This window comes from Pseudonocardia sp. TMWB2A (assembly GCF_017312135.1).
Genome location: NZ_QKQY01000002.1, coordinates 4,297,923 through 4,312,749, shown reverse-complemented (window position 1 = coordinate 4,312,749; position 14,827 = coordinate 4,297,923). Strand labels below are relative to the sequence as shown.

12 protein-coding genes are annotated in these 14,827 nt (G+C 73.2%); 10 read left to right on the top strand and 2 right to left on the bottom strand.

Annotated features, from left to right (window positions below; all coding sequences use genetic code 11):
* Positions 1-4 precede the first annotated feature (4 nt).
* Complete coding sequence (locus DMP17_RS34670) at positions 5-1,786, top strand: acyl-CoA dehydrogenase (protein ID WP_337831748.1); 1,782 nt, start codon at positions 5-7, stop codon at positions 1,784-1,786.
* A 12-nt stretch (positions 1,787-1,798) separates the two neighbouring features.
* Here the strand turns inward: DMP17_RS34670 and DMP17_RS34665 are convergent, their stop codons facing one another.
* Positions 1,799-2,827 (bottom strand): Lrp/AsnC family transcriptional regulator, encoded by a 1,029-nt coding sequence (locus tag DMP17_RS34665; RefSeq protein ID WP_337831747.1) that lies wholly within the window; start codon positions 2,825-2,827, stop codon positions 1,799-1,801.
* Positions 2,828-2,946: 119 nt separating this feature from the next.
* Between DMP17_RS34665 and DMP17_RS34660 the strand changes: the two genes are divergently transcribed.
* The 7 genes from DMP17_RS34660 to DMP17_RS34630 all read left to right on the top strand — a co-directional run bounded on the left by DMP17_RS34660 (position 2,947) and on the right by DMP17_RS34630 (position 11,115).
* On the top strand, positions 2,947-4,167 hold the full coding sequence (locus tag DMP17_RS34660; RefSeq protein WP_337831746.1) for a M20 metallopeptidase family protein: 1,221 nt from the start codon (positions 2,947-2,949) through the stop codon (positions 4,165-4,167).
* Positions 4,164-5,489 (top strand): MFS transporter, encoded by a 1,326-nt coding sequence (locus DMP17_RS34655; RefSeq protein ID WP_226357542.1) that lies wholly within the window; start codon positions 4,164-4,166, stop codon positions 5,487-5,489. Before DMP17_RS34660 ends, DMP17_RS34655 begins: the two co-directional genes overlap by 4 nt.
* A gap of 250 nt (positions 5,490-5,739) precedes the next feature.
* Complete coding sequence (locus DMP17_RS34650) at positions 5,740-7,068, top strand: dicarboxylate/amino acid:cation symporter (protein ID WP_443217988.1); 1,329 nt, start codon at positions 5,740-5,742, stop codon at positions 7,066-7,068.
* Between the two features lie 259 nt (positions 7,069-7,327).
* Complete coding sequence (locus tag DMP17_RS34645; RefSeq protein ID WP_337831745.1) at positions 7,328-8,476, top strand: thiolase family protein; 1,149 nt, start codon at positions 7,328-7,330, stop codon at positions 8,474-8,476.
* Positions 8,477-8,511: 35 nt separating this feature from the next.
* Positions 8,512-9,273: a 3-hydroxyacyl-CoA dehydrogenase gene (locus DMP17_RS34640; RefSeq protein ID WP_226357539.1), complete on the top strand. Its 762-nt coding sequence runs from the start codon at positions 8,512-8,514 to the stop codon at positions 9,271-9,273.
* Between the two features lie 28 nt (positions 9,274-9,301).
* Positions 9,302-10,453, top strand: coding sequence for an acyl-CoA dehydrogenase family protein (locus tag DMP17_RS34635; protein ID WP_226357538.1), 1,152 nt, complete (start codon positions 9,302-9,304; stop codon positions 10,451-10,453).
* 32 nt (positions 10,454-10,485) lie between these two features.
* The gene (locus DMP17_RS34630; RefSeq protein WP_337831744.1) at positions 10,486-11,115 is read left to right on the top strand and encodes a TetR/AcrR family transcriptional regulator; all 630 of its coding nucleotides are present in this window, start codon (positions 10,486-10,488) and stop codon (positions 11,113-11,115) included.
* A 17-nt stretch (positions 11,116-11,132) separates the two neighbouring features.
* On the opposite strand, the gene DMP17_RS34625 is transcribed toward DMP17_RS34630, so the two are convergent.
* Positions 11,133-12,467 carry a GGDEF domain-containing protein gene (locus DMP17_RS34625; RefSeq protein WP_337831743.1) on the bottom strand — a complete coding sequence of 445 codons (1,335 nt, stop codon included), beginning with the start codon at positions 12,465-12,467 and terminating at the stop codon, positions 11,133-11,135.
* Positions 12,468-13,157: 690 nt separating this feature from the next.
* On the opposite strand from DMP17_RS34625, the gene DMP17_RS34620 reads away from it, so the two are divergent.
* Both DMP17_RS34620 and DMP17_RS34615 read left to right on the top strand, forming a co-directional pair.
* Positions 13,158-14,540, top strand: coding sequence for a lysine N(6)-hydroxylase/L-ornithine N(5)-oxygenase family protein (locus DMP17_RS34620; RefSeq protein WP_337831742.1), 1,383 nt, complete (start codon positions 13,158-13,160; stop codon positions 14,538-14,540).
* A gap of 38 nt (positions 14,541-14,578) precedes the next feature.
* The gene (locus tag DMP17_RS34615; protein ID WP_062395825.1) at positions 14,579-14,791 is read left to right on the top strand and encodes an MbtH family protein; all 213 of its coding nucleotides are present in this window, start codon (positions 14,579-14,581) and stop codon (positions 14,789-14,791) included.
* The last annotated feature ends 36 nt before the right edge of the window (positions 14,792-14,827 follow it).

The following is a 14,827-nucleotide window of genomic DNA, read 5'->3' as shown; positions in this document are numbered from 1 at the left end:
TGCCGTGCGAGCGCAGCTGATCTCCCGTGCCGACCTCGACTTCCTGCTCCACGACTGGCTGCGGGTGGTCGAGCTCTGCGACCGCGAGCGCTACGCCGAGCACGACCGCGACACCATCGACGCCGTCGTCGACCTCGCCGCGCAGGTCGCGACCGAGCACTTCGCGCCGCACCGCAAGATCTCCGACACCCGCGAGCCCGAGTTCGACGGCGAGCGCGTCACCCTCCCCGACGAGGTCCGCGCCGCGCTGAAGGTGCTGGGCGACACCGGGATCGTCGGCGCCGGGCTCGACGCGCGGGTGGGCGGCATGGCGCTGCCGGCCGTCGTCGTCCAGGCCTGCTTCGTCTGGCTGCACGCCGGCAACGTCGCCACCGCCGCCTACCCGATGCTCACCGTCGCCGCGGCCAACCTGCTGCTCACCCACGGCAGCTCAGAACAGGTGCAGACCTGGGTGCGCCCGATGGTGGAGGGCCGCTACTTCGGCACGATGTGCCTGTCCGAGCCGCAGGCCGGGTCGTCGCTGGCGGACGTCACCACCCGGGCCGAGCCCCGCGACGACGGCACGCACCGGATCACCGGCACCAAGATGTGGATCTCCGGCGGCGAGCACGAGCTGGGGGAGAACATCGTCCACCTGGTGCTGGCGAAGATCCCCGGCGGACCGGCCGGGGTGAAGGGCATCTCGCTGTTCGTCGTGCCCCGGGTGCTGGAGAACGGCGAACGCAACGACGTCGCCCTCGCCGGGCTGAACCACAAGATGGGCTACCGCGGCACCGTCAACACCGTGCTGAACTTCGGCGAGGGCCGCGCCACGCCGGGTGGCGAGGCGGGCGCCGTCGGCTACCTGGTGGGGGAGCCGCACACCGGCCTCGCCCAGATGTTCCACATGATGAACGAGGCCCGGGTCGGGGTCGGCGCGGGAGCCACCGCACTCGGCTACGCCGGCTACCTGCTGGCCCTCGAGCACGCCCGCACCCGCACCCAGGGCCGCCCGGCCGGCGCGAAGGACCCGGCGAGCCCGCAGGTCCCGCTCGTCGCGCACACCGACGTGCGCCGGATGCTGCTCGCGAGCAAGTCCTACGTGGAGGGTGCGCTCGCGCTGAACCTGTACTGCGGGCGGCTCCTCGACGAGGAGCGCACCGCCGGCACCGAGCAGGAGCGACGCCGGGCGCACCTGCTGCTGGACGTGCTGACCCCGGTCGCGAAGAGCTGGCCGTCGCAGTGGTGCCTGCACGCCAACGACCTCGCGATCCAGATCCACGGCGGCTACGGCTACACCCGCGACCACGACGTCGAGCAGCTCTACCGGGACAACCGGCTCAACCCGATCCACGAGGGCACCCACGGCATCCAGGGCCTGGACCTGCTGGGGCGCAAGGTCGTGATGCAGGGGGGTGCCGGGCTGACGCTGCTGCGGGAGACGATCGGGGAGACCGTGGCGCGGGGCCGTGCGGCGGGCGGGGAGCTCGCCGCGCACGCCGACGCCGTCGCCGCGGCCGCGGACCGGGTCGTCGAGGTCACCGGGACCGTGCACGGCCAGGACGACCCGGCGCTCGCCGTCGCGCACTCCTCGGTCTACCTGGAGGCGGTCGGGCACGTCGTGCTCGCCTGGATCTGGCTGGAGCAGGCGCTCGCCGCCGAGGGCCGCGACGGCGACCTGTACGACGGCAAGCGCGCCGCCGCGCGCTACTTCGTGCGCCACGAGCTGCCCCGCACCGGACCGCAGCTGGACCTGCTCGCGTCGCTGGACCGGACCACCCTCGACGTCCGCGACGCCTGGCTCTGACCCGGCGCCGCCTCAGCCGGGGAACACCGGGACGCACGTCCCGGTGGCCCGGCCGTCGGGGTGCAGCAGCCACCCCATCCGCTTGCGGGTCCGCAGGATCACCGAGGTGTCCACGATCTGCGCCTGCGGCAGCGACCGCTCCAGCGCCGACTGCATTCCCACCAGCTCGCCCAGCGAGTGCGTCCAGGCGGTGAGCAGCAGGTTCTCCGGCCCGGTGAGCGACAGGCACAGCCGCACCCGCGGGTCGGTCCGGACCCGGCGCACCGCGGCCTCGACCGCGGCGGTCGGCAGCCGGATCCACCACGTCACGCAGATGGGCCACCGGGTCAGCAGCTGTGCGACCTCGCAGCGGAACACCAGCGCCCGCGAGCGCACCAGCGCCGACAGCTGCCGGCGCACCGTCGACGCCGGCCGCCCGACCCGGGCCGCGAGCTCCGCGGCGCTCGCCCGCCCGTCGGCGCACAGCTCCCGCACCAGCGGCGCGTACACCGGACCCCGCAGGTCGACGCCGCCCGCCTGCGGTGTGGTGTCCGCCCGGCGCAGCGCGCGCACGGCCGCGACCTGCCGGGCGTCGAGCGCGTCGAGCCGCCACCGGCTGCCCTCCCGGTGCACCCGCGACGCCAGGTGCGTGCGCACCGACGCGACCCCGGCGACCCGCCCGATCCGGTCCAGCACCAGCCCGGACAGCTCCGTGAACGACGCCGCGTTCACCGTCAGCAGCAGGTCCCGGCCGCGGGCGGCGTACTCGATGGTCATCACCGACGGCTCGGAGTCCAGCGCCGCGGCGACCCCCGCGAGCCGCCCCGGGGCGCAGTCCACCTCGACCAGCGCCACCTGCATGGCGTCCTCGCCGACCACCGGGTAGCAGCCGATCCACGCGTGCCCGGACCCCTGCAGGCGGGCCCAGCGCCGGGCGAGTGTCACCGGCGCGGCGTCGAGCACCGGGCCGAGCCCGGCCCAGCTCGCGCGCGGGTGCAGCTGCAGCGCGTGGACGAGCGCGAAGTCGTCCTCGGACAGCGGATGGCGGTCGGTTCCGTCCACGGGGCCCCCGATCCGGATCGGATCGGTCGATGTTACGTGCCGTAACGCGCGGGCTCCGAGACTCGGGCAGGACCTCCGGCGGGCAGCGTGGCCCTCCGGTACGACCCGAGGGGACGCTTGTGGATCTTCGTGACGACGCCCGGTCGCTGCAGCCGGACCTGGCGCACCTGCGCCGGGAGCTGCACCGCGACCCCGAGGTCGGCCTGACCCTGCCCCGGACCCGCGACCGCGTCCTCGACGCACTGGCGGGACTCCCGCTGGAGATCACCGGGGGGACCACGACGACGTCGGTCACCGCGGTCCTGCGCGGCACCGCCCCGGACGGCGGCGCGGACGCCCCGGTGGTCCTGCTGCGCGGCGACATGGACGGCCTCCCGGTCACGGAGAACTCCGGCGAGGACTTCGCGGCGCGGACCGGCACCATGCACGCCTGCGGCCACGACCTGCACACCGCGGCGCTGGCCGGGGCCGCGCGGCTGCTCAGCGCCCACCGCGACCACCTCGCCGGCGACGTCGTGTTCATGTTCCAGCCTGGCGAGGAGGGCTTCGACGGCGCCGGCCACATGCTCGCCGAGGGTGTCCTGACCGCGGCCGGGCGGCGCGCCGACCACGCCTACGGCCTGCACGTGTTCGCCAACCGGATGCCCGCCGGGCTGGTCACGACCCGGCCCGGGGTGTTCCTGTCCGCCTCGCACGCGCTCGACGTCGTCGTGCACGGGGCGGGTGGCCACGGCTCCAACCCGCACACCGCCCGGGACCCGATCGCCGCGGCCGCGGAGATGATCACCGCACTGCAGACGATGGTGACCCGCCGCTTCGACATGTTCGACCCGGTCGTGCTGACCGTCGGCGTCGTCGCCGCCGGCACCCGGCGCAATGTCATCCCCGACACGGCCCGCTTCGAGGCCACCGTGCGCAGCTTCTCCGACGTCCACGCCGCGACGCTGCCGGTGCTGGTCCGCGAGGTCTGCGACGGTGTCGCCGCCGCCCACGGCGTCCGCGCCGAGGTCGTCTGGACCGACGAGTACCCGCGCACCGTCAACGACGCCGACGAGGCCGCGTTCGCCGCCGGGGTGTGCGCCGAGCTGCTCGGCGAGGACCGGTTCCGGCTCGCCCCGAACCCGGTCAGCGGCTCCGAGGACTTCTCCCGGGTGCTCGCCGCCGTCCCCGGTGCGTTCCTCGGGATGGGCGCCTGCCCACCCGGCACCGACCCCGACACCGCGCCGATGAACCACTCGCCGCTCGCCCGCTTCGACGACGGCGTCCTCGCCGACGCGACCGCGCTGTACGCCGCGCTCGCCACCACCCGCCTCGCCCCGGCCGCGGGGGTGGCGGCATGACCGAGCGCACCGAGCGGCGTCGCACGATCCTCGGGATCGGCGCCGGCAACGCCATGGAGTGGTTCGACTGGAACGTCTACGCGACGTTCTCGGCGTTCTTCGCCCCGCAGTTCTTCGCCGGCGACGACACCGGCACCGCCCTGCTCAAGACCCTCGCGGTGTTCGCCGTCGGGTTCGTCGCCCGCCCGTTCGGCGGCTTCCTGTTCGGCTGGATCGCCGACCGCCGCGGCCGGAAGCTGTCGATGGCGCTGTGCGTGGCGACCGCCGCGGTGGGCAGTCTGGTGATCGGGCTCGTCCCGACCCACGCCGTCATCGGCATCGCCGCACCGGTCGTGCTGGTCCTGGCCCGGCTGGCGCAGGGCCTCGCGCACGGCGGCGAGCTGCCCGCCGCGCAGACCTACCTCGCCGAGATGGCCCCGCCCGCGCGGCGCGGGCTGTGGTCGAGCCTCATCTACTTCTCCGGCACCGCGGGCATCCTGGTCGGGACGGTGCTCGGCGCCGTCCTGTCGAGCGTGCTCACCCGCGAGGAGATGGCCGCCTACGGCTGGCGGGTGCCGTTCGTCCTGGGCGGGCTGTTCGGGCTGTACGCGCTGGTCATGCGGCTGCGGATGCGTGAGTCCGACACCTACTCCCGGGAGGAGGAGGCCCGCACCGCGACGCCCGGCCGCCCGTCGCTGTGGCGCCAGGTCCTGGCCCGGCCGAAGGCGCTGGCCCGGGTGGTGTTCCTGACCAGCGGCCTGACCGTCGTCTACTACGTCTGGTCGGTCGCGGCCCCGGCGTACGCCATCACCGCGCGCGGGGTGGACCCGGCGGCGGCGCTGTGGGCCGGCGCCGGTGCGCTGGCGGTGTTCATGGTGCTGCTGCCGCTGTGGGGCGCGGCCTCGGACCGGTTCGGCCGCCGCCGCACCCTGCTCGTGCCCGGCGCGGTGCTCGTCCTGGCGCTGTTCCCGCTCGATGCGATGATCCACGACGGGCCGACGCTGTTCGTCGCGATGACCGTCGCGCTCGCGCTGATCGGGGCGGGCTGCGCCGTCGGACCCGCCCTCTACGCCGAGATGTTCCCGACCGGGGTGCGGGCCGCCGGGCTCGGCGTGCCGTACTCGATCTCCGTCGCGCTGTTCGGCGGGACCGCGCCCTACCTGCAGACGCTGTTCGCCGAGATCGGCAGGCCCGGTCTGTTCCTCGGCTACGCGATCGCGCTGCTGCTGGTGTCCGGGCTGACGGTGTACCTGCTGCCCGAGACCCGGGGGATCGACCTCGCGACCGCCGGCCTCGACGGGGCCGAGCAACCCGCGCACGCGACCACCCCACCGGTGCGGTGACGGTCCCGGACGGAGGTACGGGTCACGCTGCGTACCTCCGTCCGGCGGGAAGAACGCGGCGAACGGGTGCGTTGCTCCCACCTGTGCGGGGGACGGGTGTGTGGCTGGTGAGCCGGCGGGTGATCGACCTGTGCCGCCGCCCCGCGACGGGCTGTCCGGGCTCCCGATGGCCCACGTCCGTCCGCACACCTCCTGGGGGATCCCCGTGTCACTCGTCGTCCGTGCCGCACGCGCCTGGCAGCGCCCGCGCGTGTTCGCACTGCTCACCGTCGCCGGGCTCGTGCTCGGCGCCCTGCTCGGGCTGACCGCCCGGGTCACCGGCTCCACCGGGCTGGCGTCCACGCTGGACACCGTCGGCGGCCTGTTCACCGGGCTGCTGCAGTTCACCGTCGCGCCGCTGGTGTTCCTCGCGATCGTCGTCGGCATCGTCAGCCTGCGTGACCTCGGCGGCGGCCGCACCGCGGCCCGGCTCGGCGGGCGCACCGTCGCGTGGTTCGCCGGGACCTCCCTGGTCGCGGTGCTGATCGGCATCACGATCGGGCTGATCGGGCGCCCCGGCGAGGGCGTCACGATCGCCGCCGACCCGGCCGACGTCGAGGCCGTGGGCGCGAAGACCGCGGGCTCGTGGGAGGCGCTGCTGTCGAACCTCGTCCCGGACAACCCGGTCGCCGCGTTCGCCGCGGACAACGTGCTGCAGGTCGTCGTCGCGGCGCTGCTGGTCGGTGCCGCCGCCTACGCGCTGGGGGAGAAGGCCGAGCCGTTCGTCGCGTTCTCCCGTTCCGCCTTCGAGATCGTCCTGACGATCATCCGCTGGATCGTCGTGCTCGCCCCGATCGGCGTGCTCGGCCTGATCGGCAACGCGTTCGCCACCTATGGCAGCGGTGTCGTCGGGTCCCTGGCCGGGCTGATCGTCACCGTCTACCTCGGCTGCGCGATCGTCCTGTTCGGCGTCTACCCGCTGCTGCTCAAGGTCGTGGCCGGCATCGGGCCGCGCCGCTTCTTCGGCACCACCTGGCCGGTGCTGCAGTTCGCCTTCGTGTCCCGCTCGTCCGGCGCCGCCCTGCCGATGTCCCGGCAGGCCGCGATCGACCTCGGCGTGGACCGCAACTACGCCGGGTTCGCCGTCCCGCTGGCCACCACCACCAAGATGGACGGCTGCGCCGCGGTCTACCCGGCGCTCGCGACGATCTTCATCGCGCACGTCTCCGGGGTGCAGCTCGCGGCGTGGCAGTACCTGGTGATCGTCGCCGTCGCCGTGTTCGGGGCGCTGGCCACCGCCGGGACGACCGGCTGGTTCACCATGCTGACCCTGACCCTCGCCGCGGTCGGGATGCCGCCCGCGGTGATCGCGGCCGGGATCGCGATCGTGATCGGCATCGACCCGATCCTCGACATGATGCGCACCGCCACCAACGTCGCCGGGCAGATCACCGTGCCGACGCTCGTCGCGGCGCAGGAGGGGATCCTCGGGCGCGACGCCGCCGATCCCATCGACGCCACCGAGGACACCGACCCCACCGAGGCCACCGCCTCCGGCGAGGGTGCGACGGCCGACCGGGTGTCGGCCACCTCCGCCTGACCCCGGTCGCGCACCGGTCCGACGCGCCCGGGCCGCGCGCCGCCGGTCCGGGATCGATCAGTACCTCGGCGCCGCCCCGGCGCGCCCCGGCAGCGCCGAGGTACTGATCGACGGGGCGCGCCGGTCGCGGAGCTCCGTGATCGGCGTGACCCGGGTCGCACCGCCCCGTGGCAGTCAACACTGACTGTTTCCTGCTACCGTCGTGGCGAGTCGACGGCCCCGTCCGGGCGCCGTCCACCGTCGCGAAGGAGCGAACACCGTGCGAGACGCAGTCATCGTCGAGGCCGTACGCAGCCCGGTCGGCAAGCGCAAGGGCGGCCTGGCGGACGTCCACCCCACCGACCTCTCCGCGCACGTGCTGCGCAGCCTGGTGGAGCGGTCCGGCGTGGACCCGGCCCACATCGAGGACGTCATCTGGGGCTGCGTGTCCCAGGTCGGCGAGCAGACCTTCGACATCGGCCGCAACGCGGCACTGGCCGCCGGGTTCCCCGAGACCGTCACCGGTGTGACCGTGGACCGGCAGTGCGGGTCGAGCCAGCAGTCGGTGCACTTCGCCGCGGCCGGGCTGATCGCGGGCCAGTACGACGTCGCCGTCGCCGGTGGTGTCGAGTCCATGACGCGCATCCCGATGTTCTCCTCCAGCCAGGGGCAGGACCCGCTGGGCTCGGACTTCGCCGCGCGTTACGGGGTGGCCCCCAACCAGGGCGTCGGCGCGGAGATGATCGCCGAGAAGTGGGGCTTCTCCCGGACCCGGCTCGACGAGTTCGCGCTGCTGTCGCACGAGCGTGCCGCGCAGGCGCAGGACGACGGCCGCTTCGAGGGCCAGATCGCACCCATCGCGGGCGTTTCGGCCGATGAGGGCATCCGCCGGGGCGGCACCCTGGAGGGCCTGGCCCAGCTCAAGACGGTGTTCAAGGACGCCGACCAGGGTGGGGTGATCCACGCGGGGAACTCCTCGCAGATCTCCGACGGCTCCGCGGCGTTGCTGATGACCACCAGTGAGAAGGCCACGGAGCTGGGTCTGACCCCGATCGCGCGGGTGCACACCGCGGTGCTGGCCGGTGCCGACCCGGTCATCATGCTGACCGCGCCGATCCCCGCGACGCAGAAGGCACTCACGCGGTCGGGTCTGTCGCTGGAGGAGATCGGTGCGTTCGAGGTCAACGAGGCCTTCGCCCCGGTGCCCCTGGCCTGGCTGGCCGACATCGCCGGTGAGGACACCTCGGTCGCCGAGCGGCTCAACCCCAACGGCGGCGCGATCGCACTCGGTCACCCGCTGGGCGGTTCCGGCGCGCGGATCATGACCACCCTGATCCACCACATGCGCGACAACGGCATCCGCTACGGCCTGCAGACCATGTGCGAGGGCGGCGGCCAGGCCAACGCCACCATCCTCGAGCTCCTCTGACACCCGCTCCCCACCCGGAAGGAAACAGACAGAACATGGACATCAACGGTTCCGTCGCCGTCGTCACCGGCGGTGCGTCCGGCCTGGGCCTCGCCACCACGGAGAAGTTCGTGGAGCTCGGCGCCAAGGTCCTGATCATCGACCTGCCGTCGTCGCAGGGCGAGGCCGTCGCCGACAAGCTGGGCGAGAACGTCCGCTTCGTCGCCGCCGACGTCACCAACGAGGAGCAGGTCTCGGCCGCCCTCGACGCCGCCGAGGAGCTCGGCACCGTCCGCGTCGCGGTCAACTGCGCCGGCATCGGCAACGGCATCAAGACCTACGGCAAGACCGGCCCGTTCCCGCTGGCCGACTTCACCAAGGTCGTCAACGTGAACCTGATCGGCACGTTCAACGTGATCCGGCTGGCGGCCGAGCGCATCGCCAAGGCCGAGCACGTCGACGGCGACCGCGGCGTCATCATCAACACCGCCTCGGTGGCGGCGTTCGAGGGCCAGATCGGGCAGGCCGCCTACTCGGCGTCCAAGGGCGGCATCGTCGGCATGACCCTGCCGATCGCCCGTGACCTGGCGAGCATCGGCATCCGGGTGAACACCATCGCCCCCGGCCTGTTCGAGACCCCGCTGCTGGCCGGGCTGCCCGAGGACGTCAAGACCTCGCTGGGCAAGCAGGTCCCGCACCCGTCGCGGCTGGGCCAGCCGACCGAGTACGGCAAGCTCGCCGCCCACATCGTCGAGAACCCGATGCTCAACGGCGAGACGATCCGCCTCGACGGCGCGATCCGGATGCAGCCGCGCTAACCACCACCACCCGAGGGGAGGCGGCGCCGTGAAGCGCACGCTCTACGAGTCCGACCACGAGGACTTCCGGGAGGCGTTCCGCGCCTTCGTCGAGAAGGAGATCGTCCCGCACGAGGCGCAGTGGGAACGCGACGGCGCCGTCGCGCGGGAGCTGTTCACCACCGCCGGTGCGAACGGCTTCCTGGGCATCGACGCACCGGAGGAGTTCGGCGGCGGCGGGGTCAAGGACTTCCGCTTCAACGCCGTCATCAGCGAGGAGCTGCTGCGCGTCGGCGCCGCCGGGTCCGGCCTGGGCCTGACCCTGCACAACGACATCGTGCTGCCCTACCTGCTCACCTACTGCACCGAGGAGCAGAAGCAGCGCTGGCTGCCGGGCGTCGTCAGCGGCGAGACGATCCTCGCCATCGCCATGACCGAGCCGGGCATCGGCTCGGACCTGGCGTCGATGTCGACGACCGCGATCCGCGACGGCGACCACTACGTCGTCAACGGCGCGAAGACCTTCATCACCAACGGGATCAACGCCGACCTGATCGTCGTCGCGGTGAAGACCGACCCGTCGCAGAAGCACAAGGGCATGAGCCTGCTGGTGCTCGAGCGCGGGATGGAGGGCTTCGAGCGGGGCCGCAACCTCGACAAGCTGGGGATGCACGCCCAGGACACCGCGGAGCTGTCCTTCACCGACGTGAAGGTCCCGGTGGAGAACCTCCTCGGGCCCGAGGAGGGGAAGGGCTTCGTCCAGCTGGTCGAGAAGCTGCCGCAGGAACGGCTGTCGATCGCGATCGCCGGTGCCGCGGCGGCCCGGGCGGTGCTGAACGGGACCCTGGCCTACGTCAAGGAGCGCAAGGCCTTCGGCTCGCCGGTGGGGTCGTTCCAGAACTCCAAGTTCGCCCTCGCCGAGATGGACACAGAGATCGACCTCGCCGAGCACTACGTCGACGACTGCGTCCGCGCGCTCAACGCGGGCGAGCTCACCGCCGTCGACGCCTCGAAGGCGAAGTACTGGTGCACCGAGCTGCAGGGCCGGGTCGCCGACCGCTGCCTCCAGCTGCACGGCGGCTACGGCTACATGAGCGAGTACCCGGTCTCCAAGGCCTACGCCGACGCCCGCATCACCCGGATCTACGGCGGCACCACCGAGATCATGAAGGAGGTGATCGGCCGGGGTCTGGGACTCTGAGCCGATGACCGACAGGCGATCATGAGCACATCATGAACACCGAACCCACCCCGGTGGTCAGGAGCCGGGCGCAGCGGTCCTCGGACAGCCGCGCCCGGATCCTGGACGCCGCCGTCGCCTGCCTCATCGACGGCGGCTACTCCGGATCCACGACCCTGACCATCCAGTCGGCCGCCGACGTCTCGCGTGGTCGGCTGCTGCACCACTTCCCCAGCCGGCACCGGCTGCTGGTCGCGGCGGCGCAGCACCTCGCGGTCAAACGCGTCGCCGACACCGAGGAACGCGTCCGCCGGGTGCTCGACGCCGACCAGGTCGGCCTGTTCGAACGCGCCGACCGGGTCATCGAGCTGCTGTGGGAGAGCTTCTCCGAGCCGCACTTCTGGGCGGCGGTGGAGCTGTGGACCGCGGCCCGGTCCAACTCCGAGATCGCCGAGGCGCTGCGTCCCGAGGAGAAGCGGCTCGGTGCGGCGATCCGCGCGTCGATGGCCCGCATGTTCGGCGACGAGCTGGCGGGCCGCCCGCGGTTCAAGCAGCTGCGCGACCTGCTGCTCACCTCGATGCGGGGGACCGCGCTGACCTACACCTTCGACCCGCGCGACCCCGCGGGCGACGCGATGCTGCCCCAGTGGAAGGACCTGGCGCGGGTGCTGCTCGGGCCGTGACCCGGTGACCCGGCGCCTCAGGTGCCGAAGCTCAGCCCGAACGGCGGCGTCGCGCCCTCGGCGACGACCGGCGGTGCCGGGCGCCGGACCGCGACCCGGTCGCGGCCCGCGTGCTTGGCCTCGTAGAGCGCGGCGTCCGCGGCGGCCAGCAGGCCGTCGAGGTCCGTGCCGTGGTCGGGCGTCGTCGCGACCCCGACCGACACCGACAGCCCGGTGACCGGCCCGGCGGTCGCGGTCTCGACCTGCAGCGCGCGCACGCCCCGCCGGATCCGCTCGGCGACCTCGCGGGCGCGGTCGGCCGGGCTGTCGTCGGCACGCATCCCGCCGAGCGCGACCACGAACTCCTCGCCGCCGAACCGGCCGGCCAGGTCGTGGTCGCGGACCTCGGCGGTGAGGACGTCGGCGACGGCCTGGAGCACGTCGTCGCCCGCCAGGTGGCCGTGCCGGTCGTTGACCGCCTTGAAGTGGTCGAGGTCGAGGATCAGCACCGCGGCGGCCCGGTCGGTACGCGTGTCGCGCTCCAGCATCTGACGGCTGCGCCAGCGCCAGGCCGCCGGGTTGAGCAGCCCGGTCTTGGCGTCGGTGTCGACCTGCGCCTCCAGCTGGCGCACCAGGGTGGTCTGCTCGACGACGAGCAGCGGCAGCACCGCGAGCAACGCGAACCAGGGGGAGGTGTTGGCGAGCACGACCGCGACCAGCCCGCCGATCGACAGCGTCGCCAGCTCCAGGCCGATATCGCCGCCCAGCAGGATCGCGAGGAACCGCGAGCCCGGCGCGGTCAGCCGCAGCACCGACACGACCAGGAGCGTGTTCACCGTCGTGTAGGCGACCAGCGCGGCCAGCACCAGCGCCGCGTTCTGCGGGGTCGCCAGCGCCCCGGCCCGGCCGTCGACCAGCGCGAGCAGCCCCGCGACGGCGTGCACGGCGAGCAGCACCGTGGCCGCGCTGTAGATCTGGCGGTGCGGCGGCGTGCCGCTCGGGCGGGCCACCCGCAGGTAGAGGTGCAGGTAGATGACGGCGACGACGACCGTCGCGAGCCCCGGCGGCAGCAGCAGCGCGGCCGCGAAGGTCCACACCGAGGTCATGTTGATGTAGCGGGTCGCGGCGATCCGGCGCCGCAGGCGCTCGGCGTTGACCGACAGCTCGGTGTGCACCGCGGCCACCAGCACCAGCAGCCCGCAGAGCAGCACGTCGGTCCGCACCGGCGGGTCCCCGGTGAGCAGGCCCGCGACGACCGCGGCCACCGCGGCGGTCTCCACGACCAGGACCAGCAGCAGCGGGCGCACCGGCAGGCCGAGCAGCGACCGGGCGTCCGGCGCACGACGGCGGCGCCCGGCCGGACGTGGTGCCACCGGGCCAGAGGTCACGTCGCCTGCCTGTTCGTCGGCTGCGTCAGGGGGATGGACCGAGGCTACCCGCGGGTAAGGCAAGCCTTTGCCGTTCGTGCCCCGGTGGCCGGAATCCGCGCCGAACGGCCCGGAACCGACGGCGAACGCCTCAGGTTTACGTTAAATCGTGACGGAGCGTTGTCCGTCGCTTACTCTGGCCACGTCATCACTCGATCGTGGAGCACGCCGTGCGTCCTCACGTGCGGAGCGCAACGGCGTCCGTTCCGGGACGGGGAGAAGCACTCCGGTCGAGGGGGGATCGCTCGTGCGCAACTGGGACTGGTGAACCGTCATCGGCGCCGCGCGGGACGTTCGGTCGTCCCGCGCGGCGCCGCCGTTCCGCGCCGTTCCGCGCCGTCGCGCGGCCGGGGTCGCCACCGGCCGGCGCGCTCACGCCCCGAGTGGCCGGAGAGGCCCTCTCGTCAGATCTGATGACGCGCGGACGGGGCATGCGACACCCTCGTGCGGCGGTGCGTGCACCGTTGCGCTCTGTACTCCCAATGGGTGACACCTGCGTCACGTCACGGCGCTGACCAGTGCGGACGGCCCCTGGCGGCCGGGCCCCGGCGATCACCCCCTAGGCGGGACATCCACCTTCGTGTTGCAGTTAGCCTCGCCTTATCTGAGGCGTGCCGAAGCAACGAAAGGACCGTGATGGCGAACCCCGCGAACGCGAACCCCCACTCCACCCCGGAGGTACTCGACGTGGTGGGGGTCGGGTTCGGGCCGTCGAACCTCGGCATCGCCATCGCCCTGCTCGAGCACAACGCGACGGTCCCGGCCGACGCACGGGTGAGCGCCCGCTTCGTCGAGCGCCAGGAGCGGTTCGGCTGGCACCGCGGGATGCTGCTCGAGGACGCGACCATGCAGGTCTCGCACCTCAAGGACCTGGTCACGCTGCGGAACCCGACCAGCGGCTTCTCCTTCCTGTCCTACCTCCACGACCGGGACCGGCTCGCCGACTTCATCAACTACGGCTCGTCGTTCCCGACCCGTCGCGAGTTCCACGACTACCTGGAGTGGGCCGCGGCCCGGGTGGGGGAGATCAGCGCGGCCGCCGGGTCGGCGGTGACGGTCGACTACGGCAGCGAGGTCGTCGAGATCGAGCCGGTCCGCGGGGGGAACGGCGTGGAGCTCGTCGACGTCGTCGTCCGCACCGGGGACCGGGTGGAGCGCCTGCGCGCCCGCAACGTCGTCCTCGCCTGCGGGCTCACCCCCGTCCTGCCGCGCGGGATCACCGTGGGCGGCCGCGTCTGGCACAACCGCGACCTGCTGTTCCGCACCCGCGAGCTCGCCGGGACCGAGCCGACCCGCTTCGCCGTCGTCGGCGCCGGGCAGAGCGCCGCCGAGACCGTCGAGCACCTGCACCGCACCTTCCCGACCGCCGAGGTGCACGCGGTGTTCGCCCGCTACGGCTACAGCCCCGCCGACGACACCTCCTTCGCCAACCGGATCTTCGACCCGGCCGCCGTCGACGACTTCTACACCGCGCCGGACGAGGTCAAGGACCGCATCCTCGGCTACCACGCGAACACCAACTACTCCGTGGTCGACCCGGAGCTCATCGAGGGCCTCTACCGGACCCACTACCACGAGCGGGTCGCCGGGACCGAGCGCCTGCGCTTCCGCAATGTGTCCCGGGTGGCCGACGTCGTCGACGTCGGGGACCGGGTGGAGCTGGCCGTCGAGTCGCTGATCGACGGCTCGCGCGAGGTCATCACCGCCGACGCCGTCGTCTACGCGACCGGCTACCGTCCCGCCGACCCGCTGTGGCTGCTGTCCGGCGGTCTCGACGAGGCCTGCGCCCGCGACGCCCGCGGCCGGCTCGACGTGCACCGCGACTACCGGCTCGGCACCACCGCGCTGGCCGACGGCACCGCGGTGCGGGCCGGCTTCTACCTGCAGGGACCGACCGAGCACACGCACGGCATCACCTCGACCCTGCTGTCCAACATCGCGGTCCGGTCCGGCGAGGTCGTCGCCTCGCTGACCGGCGCCCCCGTGCCGTCGACGGCGCCGACGCCCGTCGTCGTCTGAGCGCGACCCCACCCGTTCCGCCGATCCCAGGGAGAGCCATGTCCACGAACCCCTTCGACGACCCCGAGGGCAGCTTCTACGCGCTGGTCAACGACGAGGGCCAGTACTCGCTGTGGCCCGCGTTCGCCGAGGTCCCCGCCGGCTGGACGGTCGAGCACGGGCCGGCCGACAAGCCGTCGTGCCTGTCCTTCGTCGAGACGCACTGGACCGACCTGCGGCCGCGCAGCCTGCGCGAACGCGCCGCCGGCTGACCCGCCCCAGCGCCGCCCGTCCCGCACCACCACCCC